This is a genomic window from Massilia sp. LC238 (assembly GCF_000735635.1).
In the GTDB taxonomy this organism is placed as follows: Bacteria; Pseudomonadota; Gammaproteobacteria; order Burkholderiales; family Burkholderiaceae_D; genus Telluria; species Telluria varians.
The window spans coordinates 17031-40878 of record NZ_JNNN01000052.1 but is presented as its reverse complement, the minus strand read 5'-3'; the positions used below and the strand labels follow the sequence as shown (position 1 = coordinate 40878).

Here is a 23848-nt window from a genome sequence, read left to right as displayed (position 1 = left end):
GTGCATCCGCATTCAGCGCTCGGCTACAAATCGCCGCGGATGTTTAGGAAAGAGCGACGCCGTCAGGCTCTGGAAACTGACGCTAACTAAGCATCAGGCTGTGTCCGGGAAAAGCGGGGCAAGATCACTGTTCGGGAGGGGCAGCTCTTCTGGACGGTGATTGCCATGTGTGCGGCTGCGTCGTACGAGGCTGCCGTTTACATGGGCACATTGAAGGGTGCGGACATTTCCATTGGTCGCATGATTGCCTGGACTGCGATAGCTTGGCATATCGCAATCATAGTAATTTCAGCAGTACTGATTGTGTTGGGCGCGATGGAGGCTGTAGATGAGGAAGACCGCGCGGCCACTCTTCAGGCAACCCAGGTCGCGGCCCAAGCGCCGCAGATTATGGTCGTTTCGGTATGGCTGTCGATAGCGACTGCTGTTTCTGTTACAGCTACACACCTGTGGGCAAGTTAGCGCGCCATCAGTGCTCACTCCACCGACTCCCGATGCAGGTGCGCTGCCCGGTACCGGCGGACCAGCGAGCGGGACTGGCGGCCACCATAAACGCGCGCCCACTCGACTGCCTGGCCTATCTGTTCTACGTCAATCGCATCATCGAACTGGATTACTGTGACCTGCACTGCATTCCGGTGCCGAAGGAGCTCATCTCGGCGGCCTGCCAATTCATCTGCAGCCTCGCAGCTGGTTGCCATCAATTCGTCAAGGAAGGCTAACTCCCCGTTCAGGTTAGCCAATAGCTTTGCGAGGCGCGTGAGTGCGGTCTGCGTTCGCGTGCGGGTCATCGTCAACGCCATTGCTGCTCCAGCTCGGCAAACGTCGTTATGGGCGCCTGCCAGCGCCACGTTCCGAGCGCTCCCGCTACTCGACGTTTCGTCGTCAGGCGCTCAATGAGGCCAAGCGACTGCAGCCAGCGCAGCCCGCGGCCGACCGTATTCACTTTAAAATCGTAAAGCTCCTCCGGGCAGGACATCGTCAGCTTGAAGTGCACCAATGCCTTCTCCGCTAATTCGGAGGTGGTGAATTGCGCTGGTGACGCCTCCCTTAGCGTATCAAGCATGAACTCCTTGAGGCCGCCGTAGCGTCCATAATGGCGGTGCGCGCGAACCGTCGGCAATCCACGCACCTGGCGGCCGGCTTGATAGTCCAGCGTATGCTGACAAGCCGCACGCGCGCGCTCAACTGATTCCCGAAGCGCAGATAGTCGGGCTAGTTCCAGGTCGATGCGCTCAAGTTCGCCCTTCAGCATAGCCGTCTCGTTGATGAGCCATTTGATGTCCGGCCTCGTCTTGGTCGACATCATGCGCCTTTGAGGCCGGGAGACCGGCGAGACGTGCTAGGTCGGCGAATGTGGGTACCCTCGGCCGCAAACGCCATGTGGAGGACTGATTTTGGCCGGCTGAAAACACCTCCAGCATCCCCTCTCGTCGCAACCGCTGAAGCTGAGGTCTCAAGCTGTTGCGCATGAACTGGGTGCGCTCTTCTTGGGTAGCAAATTTGAGCTGAAAGTGTTCCTCCGCCTGGCTCGTGAGCGCTTGCAGCGTGAATTCGGCTGTCGAGGCCGAAACGGTCGAGACGAGGAAGTGTTTCAACGCGCCGCGGCTCCCATACGCCGGTGCATGCCGCCGCACCGTGCCACCAGCATCGGCTCTCGCACGGGATTCCAGCACTGCTATCGTATGGTCCAGGGCTTCTCGCGTGACACGAAGCTGCGCAAGTTCTGCCGCCAACAGCGCCTGACGCCGTTCCAGCTGGACAATGTCGCCCATGAGAGTAGCCCGCTCGACGAGCAGCCATTTGATTTCGGGAGGGGTGCGGAAGGCCAAGTCGGGTATCCATAAAAATGACGATACCCAAGTACAGCGAATTGACAACGCTGATTTTGCGCCGCAACGCGGCAAATCAGCCTATTTAGTCGCCCTGGGCGGCGACGTTGGGCCAACTGCTTAATAACACCCTTGCGCCGGTTTTCGTTCAAGCCTTGACCCTGCGCCTGCGCGCCATCGCCAGGCCGGCCAGGGCCGTGCCGAACAGGGCGAGCGAAGCCGGTTCCGGCACCGTGAAGTCATCCATGGCCCATTGCGTGCCGCTGCTGTTGTAGATGACAAGCGTATCGATGTCCTTCCATCCGAGCCCGATCCACAAGGGCGTGGCCGTATCGATCACATAGGACACGGCGGTGGAATGGACCAGCCGCCCATCGCGCCAGCCGTCGAAGGCAAGTTCCTGCTCGAGCCAGGCGGAAGTGAAAAAGGCGCCGACGAAGTCGAATCCGCCTGCCTTCGACACCGCCGCGATGCCGCCGTCGCGGTTGAAGGCGGTATTCCCGAACGAAACCGTGCCGGCGGCGTAGCCGCTGCCGGGATAGGCGTCGGCCCGGATCGCGCCCAGGTTGTCCCAGTCGAAACCCTGGTAGCCGTTGGCGATCGGCGCGCTTTCATCGCCCGCCAGGTCATCGAAGCCGATCACGCCGGCGCAGGCGCCGGCCGAGGCCAGCAGGAGCAGCAGGGAGAAAATGGTGTGTTTCATGCTCGTATTCCTTATGCTTGGGTGATCAGCGGGCCAGGGCCGCGATATCGGCATCGCTCAGGGCCGCGCCATAGATGCGCAGCTCGTCCATCGCGCCCTTGTAGGGCGCGTCCCACCAGTTCACGCCCAGTGCGAACACGCCGCTCGTGGTGGTGAACACGTTGGGGAAGTTGCTGCCGCTGAAGCGCTTCACGCCATCAACGTAGACATTGACCGCGCCGTTCCTGACGCTGAAGGCCACATGCGACCAGCGGCCGACCGGCAGGTTCATGCCCAGTCCGGCGTCGTACCAGGCCGTCCCCGACCACAACATGGAGGCGCCGTTCACAAAGCCATGCCCCATCGGCAGGAAGCTGATCCAGGCGTCGGCGGTCCGGGCGCCGAAGAAGGTGGTGCTCAAGGCCGTCAGTTGCGCCGGCTTGAGCCAGAGCGCGACCGTGTAGGTATTGGTCGAGATCAGGCCGTTCGGCAGGCGGATGCCGCTGGCGCCGTTGAAGACGGCGGCCTGGCCCCTTACACCTGCTTCATAGCCGATGCTGCCGCCGGCGAGGTCGAGCCTGGCGCCGACCACGGCGCCGGGCGCCGCGGCGCCATTGGTGTCGGCCAGGTTGCCGTCGAAGGCGTAATGCGCCAGCAGGCCGCCGGCCTTGCGCACCGTGACCGTAAATAGCTTGGTGGCGCTGGCTGAGCCTTTGCCGATGCGGGCAGTCAGGGTCACGGTGAGGTCGCTGGCGCCTGGGGTGACGACGCCGCTGTTGCTCACGACGGCCGGATGCGATGAGCTCCAGGCGATGGTCGCGCCGCGCGTCGCCGTGGTCGGCAGGTTCAGGTTGGCGCTCACGGCCGCCGTATTGCCCAGGCTGAGCTCGGCGTAGATGGCATTCACCACCTGCGCATCGGTACGCGGAAGCAGGCGGCTGCCGAACACCGCGACCCCTTCGCGCGACAGGGCCGACAGGGTCATGACATAGCTTTTCGAGGTCTCGTCCCACTGGCTCAGGAAGATGCCCTTGTACGGCGAAGGCGAGTCGGCCAGGCGCAGCTCGACGCCATTCGCGCCGGAGAGCAGCCAGGTCCCCGTCACCGCGCCGCTCACGGCGCCGTCGCTGCCCAGCGTGACCGACTGCGACTTCTTGACGGTGGCGGAGATGTCCTTGCCGTGGTTGACCAGCAGGTAGTCGCCGATCACGAACTCGCGCCGCACCGCCGTCGCATTCTCCTTGGCGTAGCGGTAGGGCGCGACGACCGGCCAGCCGTCGGCGTTCATGAACATCTGGTGGACGCGGACTTCGTGCTGCTCGCCGCGCTCCGGAAAGCGCGCATGGAAGACCAGGAAATGCCTGCCGGTCGCGGCATCGTAGTAGGCCGAGTTGTGGCCGGGCGACACGTAGCCGGTGCCGATGCCGGTGCCCGGCTCGCCCAGCTTGCGCTCGAACAGGAAGTTCCCCATCAGCTTGACGCCGTAGGGCGCGATCGAGGCGTCGTCGAACAGGGGCTTGCTCGGGTCGGAGCGGACATTGGCCATGTCATTGCCTTGGGCGTCCAGGTAGGGCCCGTCGGGCTTGAGCGAGCGCGCCACGCGCATGTTGTAGCCGCCATTGGCGTCCAGGCCGCCGAACGAGGTGAACATGTAGTAGTAGGAGGTGGCCGGGCTGTACATCACGAAGGCGCCCTCGATACGGCTGTGGTTGCCGCCCATCAGGCGCTTGCCGTAGCCCTGGCCCGGCAGGGGCATGCCGTTGGTCGGGTTCATCTGCATGATGAAGATGCCGCCCGAATACGAGCCGTAGATCATCCACAGCCGGCCCGCATTGTCCGTGAACACGTGGGGATCGACGGCATTCGGGTGTTTCATCGCGTCATAGATGCTGCCGTCATGGCTGGCCTGCCCCCACATGCCGGAGCGCAGGATGATGCCCTTGTCGACATAGGGGCCTTCGATGCGGTCGGCCACGGCAATGCCGAGGGCGGAGCGGGGCGAGTCGCCCTTGCAGGCGTTGTAGTACATGTAGAACCTGCCGTCCGCCAGCTGCCTGACGTCCGCCGCCCACAAGGTATCCGATTGCGCCCAGCTGAAGGTTTCCGCCAGCTCGGTGAACACGTTCGCCGTGCCGTTCAGGAACAGGGGATTGGTGGCGCTGACGCCGCTGGCGATCTGCTGCCAGTTCATCAGGTCGGTGGACTTGGCGGCAGCGAGGTGGGAACCGAAGACGTACCAGGTGTCGCCCGACTTCACGATCGACGGATCGTGGACGGCAGCGTTCTTGAAGGTGATCGGGGTGAATCCGGCCTGGGCGGCGGCATCCGTGGCGAGCAGGGACGAGGCCAATAGCGCCCCCAGCCCCCATAGCGAAAGGGTGTTCTTCATGCATGTCTCCGTGATCGTTATGTAGCGTGATGCCGGCGCATGCAAGATTGAAGAAGTCTTTGCCTTTTTACTAATGAGATTAATGCGGCTGCCGATACCCGTATCGGTATCGGCAGCCGTGCACGGCAGGGAAGTGTTGGCGCGGCCGGCTTACAGCAGGGCCGCGGTCAGGCTCTTGACTTCGTCGGCCGATTCGGCAAGCACCTGGGCCAGGGTGCCTTCGCCGATGGTGAAATCGATGGTGGAGGCCGAGTCGAGCGTGGTCGCGCCCGGACGCATGTGCAGCGGGGAGGGGAAGGGGGCCAGGTCCTTGGCCAGCAGCAGGGTGTCGCCCAGGGTTTCCGGCGGCAGCGCGCGCATGCCGTTCCACAGCGCCTCGATGGCGCCCATCACCGGTACCGGCACGCCGAGCTTGAGCAGCACGCCGCGGCCGATCGCCACTTCGCCATGCTCGATCCACTCCGCGGCGCTGTCGCCGGTGGAATCGTCGAGCAGGCCGGGGAATTCGCCCGCGCGCGAGAGCAGGTAGAAGCCGCCCACCTCGTGCACGATGCCGGCGAACATCGCGGTTTCCGAATCGACGAAGGAGACGCGGCGCGCGATCACCTGCGCCAGCGCGGCCACGTGGGCCGAATGGATCCACAGGGCGTCGGCCTTGGCGCGCAGGCCGGGATCGACGATTTCGCTGGCCAGCTGGCGCACGATGACCGAGGCGGCCAGTGCGCCCAGGGTACGGAAGCCCACGCGCTGCACGGCCGCGCGGACATTGGTGACGTCATGGCCGGCCCGGTTATAGGCCACCGAGTTGGCGATCGCCACGGTGCGCGCGGCGAGCAGGGGTTCGGCCTGCACCAGGCGCGCCGCCATGTCGGTATGGCAGTCGGGCTCGTTCAGCGCGCGCTGCAGCTTGAGCGTCGCATCGACGTTGGTGGGAAAGCTGAGTTCGCCACGGCTGGCCTGGGCGGCGATGCTCTTGAGGGCGGAGAGTCGGTCCATCAAAAAATTATACCCCCATCGCCCCATTCAGCTGGGAAAACTTTCCTTGTGGAACTATTCTAGTGTTTGATTTGCATCAAGGTTCACTGAAGATGGCGTCGCAGCCTTCCTTCTGTTCTTCACGGTCTTCCAGCTCATCGACCAGACCCATGTCGAGCAGTTCTTCACTCGCATTCATGAAGCTGTTGAGCTTGGTTGCGCCGATGAGGCGGTAGATCTCGCCGGCTTCGTTGCGCACGCCGATCAGCATGGCTTCCTGCTTGACTTCTTCCAGGGGAGCGACATCCAGCAGGATGTTACCGATGATGTGCTTGTCGAAATGGGCAGGCTTCTTGCCTTCGATCAGGGATGTTTTCAAGGCAATTCCTTTGCTTGTGGTGGTTGGGGAGGAAGACTGCCGGCGGCGATCTGGTCGCGCAGCTTGCGCAGGACGTTTTCCAGGGCGTCGAAGTCGGCTTCGCCATAGCTTGAAAACAGCTGCTTGCCGTGCGCGATTACCCTTGGGAATACATCGCGGAATATGCCGTCGCCGGCAGGCGTGAGGCGCACGAAGAAGGAGCGCTTGTCGTCGCTGCTGCGTTCGCGCAGCACCAGGCCTTTCTGTTCCAGCCGTTCGATCACGCCGGTGAGGGTGCCCTTGGTGATCAGGGTGCGCTCACCGAGTTCCTTGTAGCTCATGCCGGGCGTGTTGCCCAGCGTGGCAATGATATCGAACTGCGCGTGCGTCAACCCGTGCTGGCGCACCGATTCGCCGGAAAAACGCTCGAAGCCTTGCATGCACTCGGCCAGCAGCCGGACGCTCTTTAAATATCGTTCCCCCATGGGCAGGATTATAGCTGGCCGCAGGCGTTTTTCCGGAACGGCATCGAACGGGCCCGACCACGGCACTTGCTCCCAGTCGAGGTATCTCCGGTATCATTATCCCTTGATGACACCGCCCGTCCGTTCCGATGCAGCCTTCTGACCTGTCCCTCCTGGCACAGGAACGTCCGTTGCGCGTGCTGCTGGTGAACGCCGGCGAGCCGGACATGCTGACCTGGTCCGGCCTGGTCCAGCCGCTGCGCCTGGCCGCCAAGCTGCTCGGCCCCGAGCTGCTGCACGTCGACGTGCGCAGTCCCGACAAGTTCAGCGACTCGCAGCGCCACTGGCACCTGGTGCTGCTGGTGGCCGACGAGGCCGAGGCCGCCCTGAGGCCGGCCAACTGCCGCGCCCTGGTCGACCGCTGCCGCGCGGCGCCGTTCTGGGGCGGGGTGGGGGCCGGCGTGCTGTGGCTGGCCGATGCCGGCGCCCTGCACGGCGTGCGCACCGCCTTGCCCTGGGCGCTCTACCCCGACACCAATGCGCTGGCCGAGCAGGCCCTGTTCACTCCCAACCTGTACGAGTTCGACCGCAACCGCCTGACCTGCTGCGGCGGCGCGGCCAGCATCGATTTCGCCCTGACCCTGGTCGAGATGCTGTTCGGCGCGGGCGTGCAGGCCCAGGTGAAGGAAATCCTGTGCGTGGACCGGGTGCGCGGCAAGGACGAGCGCCAGCGGGTGGCCCTGCAGGCCCGTTTCGGCACCCTGCAGCCGAAGCTGACCGAGGCGGTGGCCTTGATGGAGGCCAACATCGAAGAACCCCTGTCCACCGACGAGATCGCGCAACTGGCCGGCATCTCGCGGCGCCAGCTGGAGCGCCTGTTCAAGCAATACCTCGGCAGCCTGCCCTCGCGCTACTACCTCGAGCTGCGCCTGCAGCGGGCGCGCAAGCTGCTGTTGGAAACCAATTACTCGATCGTGCAGGTGGGGCTGATGTGCGGGTTCTCGTCGGGCTCGCACTTTTCGACGGCTTTCGGGGCGCTGTTCGGGAATACGCCGCGGGAGGAGCGGCAGAGGAAGCTGGGGCAGTAGTGAACAAACTTGGGTACCGGCCTGCGCCGGTACGACGAGCTGGTGGCTCACGGTAAATCGTCTTGTCACTTCCGCAATATTTCTCCGACCAAAAACGAAAATCCCTGTCGCACTTCTGCAAGAACTTGTCAGGGTGGCTTTCTATAATGGCTTGAACCTGCGCGGCAATCGGTCCGCGTACAACGATCATCCATGAGGAAGCAGCCATGAACGCAAACCTTGACTCCGGTGTCACCACGCGGCCTGTCACCCGGCAGACCTTCGACGAAGTCCTCCTCCCGACCTACGCCCCGGCCGCCATGGTGCCGGTGCGCGCGAAGGGCCTGGACGTGTGGGACCAGGAAGGCAAGCGTTACCTGGACTTCACCTCGGGCATCGCCGTCTCGAGCCTGGGCCACTGCAACCCGGAACTGGTCGCGGCCGTGACCGAGCAGCTCAATACCGTCTGGCACCTGGGTAACGGCTACACCAACGAGCCGGTGCTGCGCCTGGGCCGCGCCCTGACCGAAGCCACCTTCGCCGACCGCGCCTTCTTCTGCAACTCGGGCGCCGAAGCCAACGAAGCGGCGCTGAAGCTGGCCCGCAAGTACGCGCACACCAAGTTCGGCCCGCACAAGTCGCGCATCGTCTCCTGCCTGTCGTCCTTCCATGGCCGCACCCTGTTCACCGTCTCGGTGGGCGGCCAGCCGAAGTACACCGAAGGCTTCGAGCCGCTGCCGCCGGAACTGAGCCACATCCCGTACAACGACATCGAGGCCGCGCGCGCCGCCATCACCGACGACGTCGCCGCCGTGATCGTCGAGCCGATCCAGGGCGAGGGCGGCGTGATCCCGGGCGACCACGCCTACCTCAAGGCCCTGCGCGAGCTGTGCGACCAGACCGGCGCGCTGCTGGTGTTCGACGAAGTGCAGTCGGGCGTCGGCCGCACCGGCGCCTTCTATGCCTACATGGACACCGGCGTCACCCCGGACATCCTGACCTCGGCCAAGGCCCTGGGCAACGGCTACCCGATCGGCGCCATGATCACCACCGAGGAAATCGGCATGCACCTCAACGTCGGTTCGCACGGCACCACCTACGGCGGCAACCCGCTGGCCGGCACCGTCGGCCTGAAGGTCGTCGAGACCATCAACACCCCGAGCTTCCTGGCGCGCGTGCGTGAAGCCAGCAGCAAGATCTTCGCCAACCTGGAGAAGCTGGCCGCCGACTACCCGCAGGTGTTCGGCAAGCCGCGCGGCCTGGGTCTCCTGATCGGCCTGCCGATGGGCGCGGACTACAAGGGCCGCTCCAAGGACTACACCAAGATCTGCGAAAAAATGGGCCTGATGCTCCTGATCGCGGGCCCGGACGTGGTGCGCCTGGCGCCGGCCCTGGTGGTGTCGGACGAGCAGATCGCGGAAGCCGACCGCATCATGCGCGAAGCGGTCGAGGCATTCATCGCAGGCTGATCCACGGCAGGCATCCGGCCGGCGCGCTTTTTGGGGTGCGCCGGCTTCGCTGTTTGATCTCTTCCAGGAGTTCGCATGTTTGTAGTCCGACCGGTTGAACGCGCGGATATCGGGGCCCTCGAGGCCATGGCTGGGGTCACGATCCCCGGCGTGCACACGCTGCCGCGCACGCGCGAAGCCATCGTCGCGGCGGTCGAGCGCTCCATCGCCTCGTTCGCCGCGCACGTCGACATCCCGAGCGAGGAGTCCTACCAGTTCGTGCTGGAAGACCTGCGCACGCGCGACGTGGTCGGCACCGCGTCGATCCACGCCTCGGCCGGTTCGAACGGCACCTATTTCGCGTTCCGCAACGACGTGATCCAGCAGGTCTCGCGCGACCTGAACATCAGCCACAGCGTGCACGCGCTGACCCTGTGCTCGGAACTGACGGCCTACTCGCACCTCTCAGGGTTTTACATCCGCAACCGCGACAGCGCCGGCTTCGAGGCCGCGCTGCTGTCGCGCGCACGCCTGCTGTACGCCGTGCTGGCGCCGCACCGCTTCGGCGACCGCTTCTTCGTGCCGCTGGCCGGCGTCACCGACGCCGAGGGCCAGTCGCCGTTCTGGAACGCGCTGGGCCGCAAGTTCTTCAAGATGGACTTCCTCGAGGCCGAGCGCGTCATCGACGGCGCCCGCAACCGCACCCTGATCGTCGAGCTGATGCCGCACTATCCGGTCTACGTGCCGCTGCTGCCGGGCGACGCCCAGGCCGCCCTCGGCCAGATCCACCCGAGCGGCCAGCTGGCCTTCCAGCTGCTCACGCAGGAAGGCTTCGAGGCCGACGAGTACATCGACATCTTCGACGGCGGCCCGATCCTGCAGGCCCACCGGAACGCGCTGCGCTCCTTCTGCGCTTCGCAAGTGCGCCAGGTCGAGAGCGCCGGTCGCGCGGCCGGCAGCGCGAACGGGCACGACGAACTGGTGACCTACGCGGTGGCCAGCAGCGAACAGAACTTCCGCGCCGTCATCACCGCCTGCCCGCCGGCCGAATCCAGCCAGGTGGTCTGCCTGTCGCGCGACGCCCAGCAGGCGCTCGGCGTGTCGCCCGGCGACAGCGTCACCTGCGTGCGCATCTGAGAGGGGAATTGATGCTCGTAATCCGTGCAGTGAAAACCGACGACCTGGACGCCCTGATTGAAATGGCGCGCCAGGCCGGCAGCGGCATGACCACGCTGAAACCCGATCGCAAGATGCTGGGCGACCGCGTCGCGACCGCGGTGGCCTCGTTCAACGAAAGCATCCCGCCCGAAAAGCGCGACTACATGTTCGTGCTCGAGCATACCGAGGATGGCAGCATCGCCGGCGTGTGCGCGATCAAGGGCGCGGTCGGCCTCACCGAACCTTTCTATAACTACCGCATCGGCACCCTGGTGCACTGCAGCCGCGAACTGAACGTGTTCACGCGGATGGAGACCCTGTACCTGTCGAACGACCTGACCGGCTCGTCCGAGCTGTGCTCGCTGTTCCTGCTGCCCCAGTACCGCGCCGGCTTCAACGGCAAGTGGCTGTCGAAAAGCCGCTTCCTGTTCATCGCCCAGTTCCAGCAGCTGTTTACCGAGAAGATCATCGCCGAGATGCGCGGCTACCAGGACGAGAACGGCGTATCGCCCTTCTACGAGGGCCTGGGCCGTCATTTCTTCAAGATGGACTTCGACCACGTCGACGGCCTGACCGCGCTCGGCAAGAAGTCCTTCATCGCCGAGCTGATGCCGCGCCAGCCGCTCTACGTGGACTACCTGCCGGATTCGGCGCGCGACGTCATCGGCAAGGTCCATACCTCGACCCAGCCGGCGCGCAAGCTCCTGGAGAACGAGGGCATGCACTACGAAGGCTACGTCGACATTTTTGATGCCGGTCCGGTGCTGCAGGGCCGCGTGTCCGAGCTGCGCGCGGTGCGCGACAGCGTGCTGGCGGAGGCGGTCGAAGGCGTCCACGAGGAAGAAACCGAACATCTGCTGGTGTCGAACACCAGGCTCACCGATTTCCGCATGATCCTGACCCGCGGCGTGCCGGGTGCCGCCCGCATCGCGCTGTCGGCGCAGGAGATGTCGCAGCTGCACGTGCAGGCCGGCGAAGAAGTCCGCACGCTGCCCCTCAACACAAGGAAGAACGCGAATGCCTAATCTCTCGAATTACATCGGCGGCGAATGGCTCGCCGGCAGTGGCCCCGAGCTGGCGACCGTCGACCCGTCGACCGGCAAGCAGACCTGGACCAGCAATGCCTCCAGCGCCGAGGATGTGGCGCAGGCGGCCGCAGCGGCACGCAAGGCATTCGAAGCCTGGGCGCTCACCCCGCTCGAAGAGCGCATCGCTGTCTGCACGCGCTTCCGCGACCTGCTCAAGGAGCATGCGGAAGAGCTGGCCGCGATCATCGCCGAGGAAGTGGGCAAGCCGCTGTGGGAAGCGCGCACCGAAGTCACGACCATGGCCAACAAGATCGACATCTCGGTCCAGTCCCATGGCGCGCGCACCGGCGAAACGGCTGCCAAGGTCGCCGACGGCAATGCCGTGCTGCGCCATCGCCCGCACGGCGTGTTCGCGGTCTATGGCCCGTACAACTTCCCGGGCCACCTGCCGAACGGCCACATCGTGCCGGCCCTGATCGCCGGGAACACCGTGGTGTTCAAGCCGAGCGAATACGCGCCGCGCACCGCGGTGAAGACCGTGCAGCTGTGGGAGCAGGCCGGCCTGCCGAAGGGCGTGCTCAACCTGGTCAACGGCGGCCGCGACACCGGCGTGGCGCTGGGCCAGCATGCCGACATCGACGGCATCCTGTTCACCGGCAGCAGCCAGACCGGCATCGCCCTGCACAAGCAATTCGGCGGCAAGCCCGGCAAGATGCTGGCGCTGGAGATGGGCGGCAACAATCCGCTGGTGGTGTGGGACATTCCGGAAGATCCCAAAGCCTTGGACGCGGCCGTGCACCACACCGTGATGTCGGCCTTCATCTCGGCCGGCCAGCGCTGCACCTGCGCGCGCCGCCTGGTCATCCAGGACACGCCGCAAGCCCAGGCATTTCTTGACCGTTTGGTAAAAATCGCATCGACCCTGCAGGTGGGGCCGTCCAACGCCGACCCGCAGCCCTTCATGGGCCCGGTGGTATCCAGCGCCGTCGCTGCCCGCCTGGTCGAGGCGCAGGCCGATATGGCCGCGAAAGGCGGCAAGGTGCTGCTGCAGATGAAACAGCTCGACCCGAACGCCGGTTTCGTCACCGCCGGCATCGTCGACACCACCGACGCGCAAGGCATCCCGGACGAAGAGTGGTTCGGCCCGCTGCTGCAGGTGATCCGCGTGAAGGACTTCGACGAGGCCCTGCGCGTGGCCAACGCCACGGAGTATGGCCTGGCCGCGGCCCTGCTGTCGCCATCGGAAGAACTGTGGAAGCGCTTCTCGGTGCGCGCACGTGCCGGCATCGTCAACTGGAACCGTCCGACCACCGGCGCGGCCAGCTCGGCCCCGTTCGGCGGCGTCGGCAAGTCGGGCAACCATCGCCCGAGCGCCTACTATGCCGCCGATTACTGCGCCTACCCGGTCGCCTCGATCGAGACGGCGGAACTCGAGATGCCGGCCAAGCTGTCGCCCGGCCTGACTTTCTAAGACTATGCGTATCGCTCGCGAATACAACTTCGACGGCCTGGTTGGGCCGTCCCACAACTACGCCGGCCTCTCGTTCGGCAACGTGGCTTCGTTCAGCAACGTGCGTAGCGCCTCGAACCCGCGCCAGGCCGCCCTGCAGGGCCTGGCCAAGATGCGCGAGCTGGCCGCGCGCGGCTTCGCCCAGGCGGTGATGCCGCCGCAGGCGCGCCCGAACTTCCGCCTGCTGCGCCGCATCGGCTTTTCCGGCACCGACGCCGACGTGCTGGCGCGCGCGTGGCGCGAAGCGCCGGTGATCCTGGCCTGCGCCTACTCGGCCGCGCCGATGTGGACCGCCAATGCCGCCACCGTCAGCCCATCAAGCGACACCGCGGACGGCCGCGTGCACTTCACCCCGGCGAACCTGAACAACAAGCTGCACCGCTCGGAAGAATACCTGCAGGCCACGCGCACCCTGCGCGCCATTTTTGGGGATTCGAGCCGCTTCGTGGTGCACGATGCGCTGCCGCCGGTCCCAGCCTTCGGCGACGAAGGCGCCGCCAACCATACCCGTTTCGCCGCCGCACATGGCGCGGCCGGAGTGGAGTTCTTCGTCTACGGCCGCGCCGAATTCGACCCTGCCGCTCCGGCGCCCAAGAAATACCCGGCACGCCAGACCCTGGAAGCCTCGCAGGCAGTCGCCCGCCTGCACGGACTGGACCCGGCGCGCACCGTATTCGCCTCGCAGAACCCGGACGTGATCGACCAGGGCGTGTTCCACAACGACGTGATCGCGGTCGGCAACGGCAACGTGCTGTTCTACCACGAGCAGGCCTTCTTCGACGAAGCCGCTACCCTGGACGCGCTGCGCGGCGCCCTGGGCAGCGTCGACACCGACCTGGTGCCGGTGCGGGTCTCAAGCAGCCAGGTGCCGGTGGCCGACGCGGTGGCCAGCTACCTGTTCAACAGCCAGCTGCTCACCAAACAGGATGGCCGCATGGCCCTGGTCGTGCCGCACGAATGCCGCGAGAACGAAGCGGTGGCGCGTTACCTCACCGAGATGGTCGCGAGCGGCGGCCCGATCGACGAGCTGCTGGAATTCGACCTGCGCCAGAGCATGCGCAACGGCGGCGGACCGGCCTGCCTGCGCCTGCGCGTGGCCCTCACCGAGGACGAGGCGCAGGCCATGCACGGCGGCGTCGTCATGACCGAGACCCTGTACGGGCTCCTGACGTCCTGGGTCGAGAAGCACTACCGCGACCGGGTCGAGCCGAAGGACCTGGCCGACCCGCAGCTGGCGATCGAATGCAACACCGCGCTCGAGGAACTGGAACGCATCCTCGGCCTGCCGGGCCTGTACGACCTGTCGTAAGGCCCGGTGGCCATGTTCTAATAACGGATTCGGACGGGACACCCCCGTCCATATAAAGCCAGGGGGGCGCGAAGCCACAAGCAAGAGCGCACCCGGGCACACAAACTTTGGAGAAGTAACATGAAAGACATGCCTCAAGATTTGCGCAGCCAGACGCTCAACCTGGTCAACGCGAACCAGTCCGCCGCCGGCGCCAATGCGCAGGTAGGAGCGCTCATCAGCGCCTGGCTCGGATCGCTCGACGACGAAGACCTGGCCGGCACCGCGCCCGAAAGCCTGGCCCCGGTGCTGTGGGAAGGATTCTCGCAGCTGGCCCAGCGTAGCGGCCCCGGCTGCCAGATCGCCACGATGCGCTATTCCGACGGCCGTGGCGGCATGGCGACTGCCCTGCTGATCCTGAACGACGACATGCCTTACCTGGTCGACTCCTTCGTCATGGCCCTGCGCAAGGAGCGCCAGACCGCCAGCGGCGTGATGAATGCCGTGCTGCCGGTGCGCCGTGACGCGAATGGCCAGGCGAGCGCCGTCGGCGAAGCCGGCGCGCCGCTGGAATCGATCGTCCTGATCCTGATGAGCGACGAGCTCGAATTCTCCGAACTGGATTCCCTGACCGCGCGCATCCGCATGGTGGCCAACGATGCCGCCACCGTGCACCGCGACGCGGTCAAGATGGCCGACCGCATGACCGCGGTGGCCGCCGCAGCCGCGCAGGCCGGCAGCGCCGAAGGCCAGGAAGTGGCCGCCTTCCTCGAGTGGGCCAAGAACGAAGGCTTCGAGCCCTTCGGCTACGCCTATTACGTGGTGAAGGAAGGCGCGCGCGAACTCGAGCGCGACATCCCGAGCCGCATCGGCGTGCTTGCCGACACCGCCCACCCGGTCTACGGCACCTGCCTGGCCAACATCCCGGGCGACTTCGAAACCCTGTCGCGCCGCGCCGACACCCTGTCGATCGTCAAGGCCGACGTCGAGGGCACCCTGCACCGCGACCAGCCGCTCGACTTCATCGGCGTGCGCAACACCGACGCCCAGGGCAAGATCCTGGGCGAGCACTGCTTCGTCGGCCTGTTCACCCGCGCCGCCACCTCGACCCCGCTGGCGCGCCTGCCGTTCGCGCGCGGCCGCGTCGCCAAGGTGCTGTCGATCGCCGGCGTGCGCCAGGAAGGCTTCCGCGCCGAGAAATTCGTCGAGATCCTCGAGTCGCTGCCGCGCACCGAAGCGCTGGAAGCCGATCCGGAGTGGCTGGCCCAGGTGTGCTCCTCGGTCGTGTCGATGTACAAGCAGCCGCGCCCGAAGGTCTTCGCGCGCCGCGACGTGTATGCGCGCCACCTGAACGTGCTGGTCTACCTGCCGCGCGAGCGCTACAGCGCCGCCGTCGCCGCCAGCCTGGCCTCGGCCCTGAAGGAGACCTCGGGCGCCGTTGAGGTGCGCGTCCAGACCCTGGTGGCCGACGGCCCGCTGGCCCGCGTCTACCTGATCGCGCACGCCGCCCGCTATCCGCTCGACCTCGAAACCGACATCCAGCAGCCGCTGCTGGCAGTGCTGGACGGCTGGCATGACCGCTTCGCCACCGCCACCAACACCATCGACGACGCCGGCCTGCGCAGCAGCCTGCGTAAACTCGGCGCCAACCTGCCGGTTTCTTTTGTTACCAACACCGCACCCGAAACCGCCTTCCGCGACCTGCAGGCCCTGCTGAAGAACGGCCGGACCGATGGCCAGAACCAGCGCGTCGCCGTGCGCGTGGAGCCGGGCGACGCCGCCAACGGCATCGACGCCTCGATCCGCCTGTACTCGGGCGAGGTCGTGCCTTCGCTGTCGCGCATCCTGCCGGCCCTGCAGAACGCCGGCATCGCGGTCGACCGCGAGCAGACCTGGACCTTCAAGACCGCCGACGGCGCCGTGCACAACGTGACCGCCCTGGCCGTCGACGACGAGAGCGGCGCCAAGCTGGTCAAGCCGGGCATCATCCCGGTGGCCGAGGAGCTGTTCACCGCGCTGTTCAACAACGATGCCGAAGACGGCCGCATGAACGGCCTGACCATCGAAGGCGGCCTGTCGCTGCGTGAAGTGCAGCTGGTGCGCGCCTACATCAGCTACTGGCGCCAGCTGGGCTCGAAGTTCTCGGTGCGCTACATGGCCGAAACCCTGCGCACCCAGCCGGCCCTGGTGAAGGAATTCGTCACCGCCTTCCTGCTGCGCTTCGATCCGAGGCTGGACCAGGCCGAGCACGCCGCCGGCACCGCCAAGCTGGCCGCGCTGAAGGCCGGCCTGTCGACCGTGAACCACGCCGACACCGAGGAAATCATGGCGGCCCTGGTCGACCTGGCCCTGGCCACCATGCGCACCAACTACTTCCAGAATGCCGGCGAGAAGATGATCTTCAAGGTCGACACCAGCAACCTGGCGCTGGCGCCGGAACCGCGTCCGTACCGCGAGATCTACGTGTTCTCGCGCCGCTTCGAAGGCGTGCACCTGCGCGGCGGCCCGGTCGCCCGCGGCGGCCTGCGCTGGTCGGACCGCATGGAAGACTACCGCACCGAAGTGCTGGGCCTGGTGAAGGCGCAGATGGTGAAGAACGCCGTCATCGTGCCGGCCGGCTCGAAGGGCGGTTTCGTGTGCAAGCAGATGCCGCAGGGCGCCCCGCGTGAAGTGGTGGCCGCCGAGGGCGAAGCCTGCTACCGCGAATTCATCTCCAGCCTGCTGGAAGTGACCGACAACCGCGTGCGCGGCGAAATCGTCCCGCCGGACAACACCGTGCGCCATGACCAGGACGACCCCTACCTGGTGGTGGCCGCCGACAAGGGCACCGCGACCTTCTCGGACATCGCCAACAGCATCGCCGTCAAGCGCGGCTTCTGGCTGGGCGACGCCTTCGCCTCGGGCGGCTCGAACGGCTACGACCACAAGAAGATGGGCATCACCGCCAAAGGCGCGTTCGAAGCGGTCAAGCGCCACTTCTTCGAACTGGGCCACGACATGAACACCACCCCGGTCACCATGGTCGGCGTGGGCGATATGTCGGGCGACGTGTTCGGCAACGGCGTGCTGCTGTCGCGCCAGCTCAAGCTGGTGGCGGCCTTCGACCACCGCCACATCTTCCTGGACCCGAACCCGGATACCGAAGTCTCGTTCAAGGAACGCCAGCGCATGTTCGCGCTGCCACGCTCCTCGTGGGAAGACTACGATAAATCGCTGATCTCGCAGGGCGGCGGCGTGTTCCCGCGCACCGCGCGCTCGATCGAGCTGAGCCCGGAAGTGCGTGCCGTCCTCGACATCAAGGAAAGCTCGCTGTCGCCTGAAGAGCTGATGCACCGCATCCTGCTGGCGCCGGTGGACCTGTTCTACAACGGCGGCATCGGCACCTACATCAAGTCCTCGAACGAGACCCATGCCCAGGTGAAGGACCGCGCCAACGACCGCATCCGCGTCAACGGCGGCGAGATGCGCTGCAAGGTGGTGGGCGAGGGTGGCAACCTGGGCGCGACCCAGGCCGGCCGTATCGAGTTCGCCCTGAACGGCGGCCGCATCTTCACCGATGCGATCGACAACTCGGCGGGCGTGGACTGCTCGGACCACGAAGTGAACATCAAGATCTGGCTGGACACCGAAGTCAACGCCGGCGAGCTGCCGGAAGCCGACCGCAACCGCATCCTGAACGAGATGACCGGCGCGGTGGAAGACCTGGTCCTGCGCGACAACAAACAGCAGACCCACCTGCTGACCCGCGAAGCGCAGGCGCAAGCCACCGCCTCCGTGGTGGACGGCTACGCGGCATTGATCACCAACCTGGAATCGGAAGGCGCCGTCAACCGCGAGCTGGAGCAGCTGCCGACCGACGCCGAGCTGGCCCGCCGCAAGGCCCTCGGCCTGGGCTTGACCACGCCGGAACTGGCGGTGGTCATCGCCAACGTGAAGAACCGCTTCAAGCGCACCCTGCTGGCGCTGCCGCTGGTCGAGGAATCGTGGGCCGAATCGCTGCTGCGCCCATACTTCCCGGCGCAAATGGTCGCCACCCGCAACCCGCTGAACCACCCGCTGGCCAACGCCATCCTGGCGACCGTGCTGGCCAACGAAGCGGTGAACCGCTGCGGTCCGCTGATGCTGCGCGACCTGGCGGCCGAGCACCGCGTCGACGAGACCGAAGTGGTGAAGGCCTGGGCGCGCGCCTGGTCGGCGCTGCACCTGGCGCCGGTGTTCGACGCGCTCGACGCCGATGCGCTGAAGGTGCCGCGTGACGTCTCGATGGCGGTCGACATGCGCACCCGTGCGCTGATGCGCGCCGTGATCGAAGGCGTGCTCTCGCTGCCGGCCGGCGCCGACGGCATGGCCGAGCTGTCGACCCTGTTCGGCCAGGCCGACCAGCTGCGTTCGCTGACCCCGGCCCGTTCGGAAGCCGACGGCCACAGCGGCCTGCCGGCGCCGTTCACCGCGGCCTGGAAGACGGTCGAGACCATCGAGTCGCTGGCTACCTTCCTGTTCGCGGCGGTGTCGGTGCAGCGTCCGGGCGGCATGAGCCTGGCCCAGTTCCTGCAGGTCGGCATGGCGCTGCGCCAGCAGGCCGGCATCGACATGCTCGAGCGCGGCCTGAAGCTGCCGGCCCAGAGCAAGGCCCAGGAACAGCTGCGCAACTACGCGATGCAGGCCCTGCGCCGCACCCAGCAGCGCCTGCTGCTGCAGGTGATCGAGCGTGCCGGCCAGGGCGGCGACCCGCTGGCGGCCGTCAAGGAAGTCACCGAGGCGCGCGGCCTGACCGGCTTCGCACAGCCGGTCGAGCTCGAGCAGGCCATGCTGGACGTCTGGGCGCTGTCGGAAGGTTCGAGCCCGGACCGTCTGGCTGCGTAAGCGGATGAGCGCGAACCTGGGTTCCGCGCTGCCGGAAGCGGTGCGCGCACTGGCCGAAGCGGACTTCGCTTCGGTCGCGCAGCGCTTTTCAGGCGCCGGCTTCGCGGTCGCGTTGCCGGCGCCCGGCATCCTGACGGTGAAAGCGGCGACGCCTGACCCGGCACGCGCGAGCGTGTTGGTGTCGGTGGGCGTGCACGGCGACGAGACCGGGCCGATCGAGATGGTGGCCTGGCTGATCGAAGCCTTGTCGCGCACCCCGCGCGAGCTGGCGGTGGACCTGATGCTGTGCGTCGGGAACATCGACGCCATCGCCCAGGGCAAGCGTTTCATCGACGCGGACCTGAACCGCATGTTCCGTGCGGATCGCGGGACGCTGGCCGGTACCGCGGAAGCGGCGCGGGCCGATGCGCTGGTCCAGGCCACCTGCGCCTTCTTCGAGGGCGCGGGGCCGCAGCGCTGGCACCTCGACCTGCACACGGCGATCCGGCCGTCGCACTATCCGATGTTCGCGATCGTGCCCGAGATCATTCCCGATGCGCCGCGCAAGGCGCTCATCGACTGGCTGGGGCAGGCGGCGATCGGCGCCGTGATCATGAACCCGAAGTCGGTGGGCACCTACAGCTACTATTCGTCGGAACACCATGGCGCTGCCGGCAGCACCGTGGAGCTGGGGCGGGTCGGGACGCTGGGGCAGAACGACCTGTCGCAGTTCGCCGATGCGTCGAGCGCGCTGGATCGCCTGCTGCGCGGACAGCCCGGCCTTGCGGCCAGGGCGGCGCCGCACGTGTTCGCGACGGCGCGCCAGGTGATCAAGCTGTCGGATGCCTTCACCATGTCGGTGGGGCGCGAGACCTGGAACTTCACGCCGATGAAGAAGGGTGAGGTGATCGCGACCGATGGCGAGACCGTGTACCGCGTGGAGCATGACGAGGAACTGGTCGTGTTTCCGAATCCGGATGTGCGGGTTGGCTTGCGCGCGGGGCTGATGGTCACGCGTATCGGCTGATCGAGCAAACTTGGGTCCCGGCCTGCGCCGGGACGACGGTCTTAAAGCCAACAAAGTAAGCACGTCATCCCGGCGAAGGCGGGAACAATGCCACTGGCATTGTTCCCTCCAATTTCCCCAAGCAACGTCGCAGCACCAATTTCCCCTCCAAGCTAGACTGAAGCCTTTGCCCCAAGCGGAGGCCTCATGAGCAGCATGCTTTTCTCCCCAGTCACCCTGGGTCCCCTGCAACTTCCGAACCGTATCGCGATCGCGCCGATGTGCCAGTACTCGGCCGTCGATGGCCTGCCGACCGACTGGCATACCATCCACCTGGGCAACCTGGCGCTGTCCGGTGCCGGCCTGCTCATCATCGAAGCGACGGCGGTGACGCCCGAGGGCCGCATCTCTCCGGACGACCTGGGCCTGTGGTCCGACGCCCACCAGGAAGCGCTGGCGCCGGTGATCCGTGCGATGCGCCGCCATTCCCCCATCAAGATCGCCATCCAGCTGGCCCACGCCGGCCGCAAGGCCTCGACCAAGGTGCCATGGGAAGGCGGCGCCCAGATCGCGCCAGGACAGCCGCGCGGCTGGCAGACCCTTGCGCCGTCAAGCATCCCGCACGCGGAAGGCGAGGCGCCGCCCCTTGCGCTCGATGCCGAGGGCCTGGTGCGCGTCAAGGAAGCCTTCGTCGCCAGCGCGCGCCGCGCAGCTGCGCTGGGCCTGGACGGCATCGAGCTGCATGCGGCCCATGGCTACCTGATGCACCAGTTCCTGTCGCCGCTGTCGAACCTGCGCGAGGACGACTACGGCGGCTCCCTGGAAAACCGCATGCGCTTCCCGCTCGAGGTCTTCGACGCCGTGCGCGCCGCGGTTCCGCGGGAGATGGCGGTGGGCGTGCGCATCTCGGCCACCGACTGGGTCGAGGGCGGCTGGGAGATCGAGCAGAGCCTGCGTTTCGCCCGCGAGCTGAAAGAACGCGGCTGCGACTTCATCCACGTCTCGACCGGCGGTCTGTCGCCGCAGCAGAAGATCCCCGTGGGACCCGGCTACCAGGTCGGGTTCGCGCAGCGCATCAAGGAGGAGACCGGCATGCCGACCATCGGCGTGGGATTGATTACGGAGGCGCAGCATGCGGAAAGCATCCTGCAGCAGGGCCAGGCCGACCTCATCGGCCTGGCGCGCGCCATGCTGTACGATCCGCGCTGGCCCTGGCATGCGGCGGCCCAGCTGGGCGAGCAGGTGTTCGCGCCGCCCCAGTACTGGCGCTCGCAGCCGCGTGAATACAAGGAACTGTTCGGCAGCATGCGCGTGGGCTGACGCGGGGCGGCTGGCGGCGCGCAGCCGCAGCTCAGCTATCGTTTCTTGCAGCCTGTCGCACGGGGCAAGCGGGCAGGAGAGGTGATTGTTAAAGTCGCACCAGTTAACAACCACAGAGGATTTTCGCCATGCGTCTCATCGCCCTTGCCACCATCGCCGCGGCTGTCGCTTCCCTGAGCGGCTGCGCCATCATCGTGTCGCCGAACGACGGCGACGTGCGCATGCGCACGGTGTTCAGCGACAACGCGGTCGAGGGCGACGGCGTTGCCGCGCGCGACCAGCGCCAGGTCGCGGCGCACGGCGTGCTGGAAGTGAGCGGGTCGATGCAGGTCGAGGTGCGGGTCGGCCAGGCGCCTTCGCTGCTGGTCGAAGCCGACGGCAACCTGCTGCCCTATATCCGCACCGAGGCACAGGGCAATACCCTGAAGATCTCCAACGAGCGTCAGCTGCGCAGCAGGACGCCGGTGCGCATCGTCTACACCACGCCGCGCCTGACCGAGGTGCGTGCCGGCGGTTCCGGCCAGGTCGTCGTGCGCGACCTGAACGGCGCGCCGCTGGAGGTGCGCAAGAGCGGTTCCGGGACGGTAGCCCTGTCCGGCAAGGTCGACAGCCTGCATGCGCGCGTGAGCGGCTCGGGCGTCCTCGATGCGGGCCAGCTGCGCAGCGCCAGCGCCGACCTGAGCCTGGCGGGTTCGGGCCGCATGAACGTCGGCGAGATCCGCGGCGACTACGTGCGCGCCAGCGTGGCCGGCTCGGGCGTGCTGCAGGCTGGCGGCGCGGTGCGTTCGCTGAATGCCCGTGTCGCAGGCTCGGGCAGCGTGGACCTGGCCGCGCTGTCGACGCAGGACGCCGACCTGGCGGCCGATGGTTCGGGCGGGATTCGCGCCACCGTCAAGCAGTCGCTGGTGGCGCACGGCGGCGGCTCGGGCGGGATCCGGGTGTATGGGCATCCGGCGCAGCGCAGCGTTACCGGCCGTAACGTGCATCTGCTTGATTAATATTTGTAGGGTGGGCGGCTCGTGATCTGGTCCACTGGACCAGATCACCCCACGCGGTGATACGTGCAACCGGATCTATCGCGGCCGTGCTGGCGGCAGTTGAACGCGTGGGCGGGAGACCCGCCCACCCTACGTAAAGCAAGGCCTCGCTTAGAGCAAATTATCGAGCAGATCCGGCCCGAACACCTCGCGGTGCAGGCGGCTCGCCGGCGCGCCTGCCGCCAGCAGGGCATTCCACTGCGCCTGCATGAAGGGCAGCGGGCCGCACATGTAGACATCGGTCTCGCCGCGCGGCCACGAGGGCAGGCGCGCCAGTTCCATCTTGCCCTTGAGGGCGGCGCTTGCCTCTTCCTCTTCGTAGAACGTCACCACGTGCAGGTGCGGCATGCGCGCCTTGGCTGCGGCGATGTCCGCCTGGTGCGGGTGGTGCGCCGCGTTGCGTGCGGCGTGGGCGAAGATCACGCGGCGCTCCGGGTTCACGGTCGCGATGCGGTTCAGCGCCGCGATCATCGGCGTGATGCCGACGCCGGCCGAGAGCAGCACCACGGGCTCGTTCGATTCGGTATCCGGCAGGAAGTCGCCGAAGGGGTGGATCACGTGCAGCAGGTCGCCCACGTTCACGTTGTCGTGCAGCCAGGTCGACACTTCACCTCTTGGTGCGGCGCCGCCATCCTCGCGCTTGACCGAGATGCGCAGGCTGCCCTTGCCCGGCGCGTCCGACAGGCTGTACTGGCGCAGCTGGCGGCGGCCGTCGCTGAAATCGACCGCCACGCTCAGGTACTGGCCGGCCTTGAAGGGCGGCAGGGCGCCGCCGTCGGCCGGGACGAAGCGGATGGAGACCACGTTGTCGCTCTCGCGCACCACTTCCGTCACGCGCATCGCGCGCGTCTCGCCCGGCTGCACGCCGGCTTCCTCGTACATCTTCGCTTCCGCATCGATCAACAGGCGCGCCAGCGAGGTGTAGGCCTCTTCCCAGGCCTTGAGCAGCGGCTCGGTGGCGGCGTCGCCCAGCACGGTCTTGATGGCGCCGAGCAGGTGATGGCCGACGATCGGGTAATGGTCGGCACGGATGCCCACCGCGGCGTGCTTGTGCACGATGCGGCTCACCACCGGGCCGAGCGCCGCGGCGTTGCCGATGTTGGCGGCGTAGGCGAACACCGCCGAGGCCAGCGATTGCTGCTGCACGCCGCTGGCCTGGTTGCCCATGTTGAACAGGTTCTTCAGCTCCGGATGGGCCTCGAACATGCTGCGGTAGAAGGTGGTGGTGATGGCCAGGCCGTGGTCGCGCAGGACGGGGACGGAAGCGTCGATGTACGGACGGGAAGCGCTCGAGATCATGATGTGTTCCTTGATAGATGTATCAGTTATGCATGTTTAAGGCCAAAAAATTGGCCCGGACGCGATGGGCAATCGGTGCGGACAGGAGCATTCTAACAAAAGATGCTGAGTAAATGCATCTTTGCGCAAACAATTTTATTGCGAG

The 23848-nt window shown here is 66.5% G+C and carries 20 protein-coding genes; 12 read left to right on the top strand and 8 right to left on the bottom strand.

Annotated features, from left to right (window positions below):
* The first annotated feature begins 201 nt into the window (after positions 1–201).
* Complete coding sequence (locus tag FG94_RS14325; RefSeq protein WP_152570989.1) at positions 202–462, top strand: hypothetical protein; 261 nt, start codon at positions 202–204, stop codon at positions 460–462.
* 32 nt (positions 463–494) lie between these two features.
* The gene (locus FG94_RS27330) at positions 495–722 is read left to right on the top strand and encodes a hypothetical protein (protein WP_152570988.1); all 228 of its coding nucleotides are present in this window, start codon (positions 495–497) and stop codon (positions 720–722) included.
* A gap of 71 nt (positions 723–793) precedes the next feature.
* On the opposite strand, the gene FG94_RS14315 is transcribed toward FG94_RS27330, so the two are convergent.
* The 7 genes from FG94_RS14315 to FG94_RS14285 form a co-directional block, all read right to left on the bottom strand.
* Positions 794–1255, bottom strand: coding sequence for a hypothetical protein (locus FG94_RS14315; protein ID WP_036212843.1), 462 nt, complete (start codon positions 1253–1255; stop codon positions 794–796).
* Positions 1236–1832: a hypothetical protein gene (locus FG94_RS14310; protein WP_036212841.1), complete on the bottom strand. Its 597-nt coding sequence runs from the start codon at positions 1830–1832 to the stop codon at positions 1236–1238. The genes FG94_RS14315 and FG94_RS14310 overlap by 20 nt, the downstream gene beginning before the upstream one ends.
* A 148-nt stretch (positions 1833–1980) precedes the next feature.
* Positions 1981–2535, bottom strand: a complete 555-nt coding sequence (locus FG94_RS27900; protein ID WP_036212840.1) for a PEP-CTERM sorting domain-containing protein — start codon at positions 2533–2535, stop codon at positions 1981–1983.
* Between the two features lie 25 nt (positions 2536–2560).
* Complete coding sequence (locus FG94_RS28570) at positions 2561–4903, bottom strand: family 43 glycosylhydrolase (protein ID WP_036212837.1); 2343 nt, start codon at positions 4901–4903, stop codon at positions 2561–2563.
* A 150-nt stretch (positions 4904–5053) separates the two neighbouring features.
* Entirely contained in the window at positions 5054–5899 is an 846-nt protein-coding gene (locus FG94_RS14295; RefSeq protein ID WP_036212835.1) for an HDOD domain-containing protein, read from the bottom strand.
* Positions 5900–5975: 76 nt separating this feature from the next.
* Entirely contained in the window at positions 5976–6257 is a 282-nt protein-coding gene (locus FG94_RS14290; protein WP_036212832.1) for a hypothetical protein, read from the bottom strand.
* Complete coding sequence (locus FG94_RS14285) at positions 6254–6676, bottom strand: MarR family winged helix-turn-helix transcriptional regulator (RefSeq protein ID WP_229445950.1); 423 nt, start codon at positions 6674–6676, stop codon at positions 6254–6256. Before FG94_RS14285 ends, FG94_RS14290 begins: the two co-directional genes overlap by 4 nt.
* 173 nt (positions 6677–6849) lie before the next feature.
* Here FG94_RS14285 and FG94_RS14280 point away from each other — a divergent pair, with 173 nt between their 5' ends.
* From FG94_RS14280 to FG94_RS14235, 10 genes are all read left to right on the top strand, one after another.
* On the top strand, positions 6850–7788 hold the full coding sequence (locus tag FG94_RS14280; protein ID WP_051996700.1) for a GlxA family transcriptional regulator: 939 nt from the start codon (positions 6850–6852) through the stop codon (positions 7786–7788).
* A gap of 206 nt (positions 7789–7994) precedes the next feature.
* Positions 7995–9236, top strand: a complete 1242-nt coding sequence (locus FG94_RS14275) for an acetylornithine/succinyldiaminopimelate transaminase (protein ID WP_036212827.1) — start codon at positions 7995–7997, stop codon at positions 9234–9236.
* A gap of 75 nt (positions 9237–9311) precedes the next feature.
* Entirely contained in the window at positions 9312–10352 is a 1041-nt protein-coding gene (locus FG94_RS14270) for an arginine N-succinyltransferase (protein ID WP_036212825.1), read from the top strand.
* A gap of 11 nt (positions 10353–10363) precedes the next feature.
* Entirely contained in the window at positions 10364–11398 is a 1035-nt protein-coding gene (gene astA, locus FG94_RS14265) for an arginine N-succinyltransferase (RefSeq protein WP_036212822.1), read from the top strand.
* Entirely contained in the window at positions 11391–12872 is a 1482-nt protein-coding gene (astD, locus tag FG94_RS14260; RefSeq protein ID WP_036212819.1) for a succinylglutamate-semialdehyde dehydrogenase, read from the top strand. The genes astA and astD overlap by 8 nt, the downstream gene beginning before the upstream one ends.
* 4 nt (positions 12873–12876) lie before the next feature.
* Entirely contained in the window at positions 12877–14220 is a 1344-nt protein-coding gene (astB, locus tag FG94_RS14255) for an N-succinylarginine dihydrolase (protein ID WP_036212817.1), read from the top strand.
* Positions 14221–14340: 120 nt separating this feature from the next.
* Complete coding sequence (locus tag FG94_RS14250) at positions 14341–19062, top strand: NAD-glutamate dehydrogenase domain-containing protein (protein ID WP_036212814.1); 4722 nt, start codon at positions 14341–14343, stop codon at positions 19060–19062.
* A gap of 4 nt (positions 19063–19066) precedes the next feature.
* The gene (locus FG94_RS14245; RefSeq protein WP_036212811.1) at positions 19067–20068 is read left to right on the top strand and encodes a succinylglutamate desuccinylase; all 1002 of its coding nucleotides are present in this window, start codon (positions 19067–19069) and stop codon (positions 20066–20068) included.
* Between the two features lie 186 nt (positions 20069–20254).
* Positions 20255–21367, top strand: a complete 1113-nt coding sequence (locus FG94_RS14240) for an NADH:flavin oxidoreductase/NADH oxidase (RefSeq protein ID WP_036212809.1) — start codon at positions 20255–20257, stop codon at positions 21365–21367.
* A gap of 128 nt (positions 21368–21495) precedes the next feature.
* On the top strand, positions 21496–22365 hold the full coding sequence (locus FG94_RS14235) for a head GIN domain-containing protein (protein ID WP_036212806.1): 870 nt from the start codon (positions 21496–21498) through the stop codon (positions 22363–22365).
* A gap of 150 nt (positions 22366–22515) precedes the next feature.
* On the opposite strand, the gene hmpA is transcribed toward FG94_RS14235, so the two are convergent.
* A complete protein-coding gene (gene hmpA, locus FG94_RS14230) occupies positions 22516–23703 on the bottom strand; it encodes an NO-inducible flavohemoprotein (RefSeq protein ID WP_036212803.1) in 1188 nt (395 codons plus the stop codon).
* Between the last annotated feature and the right edge of the window lie 145 nt (positions 23704–23848).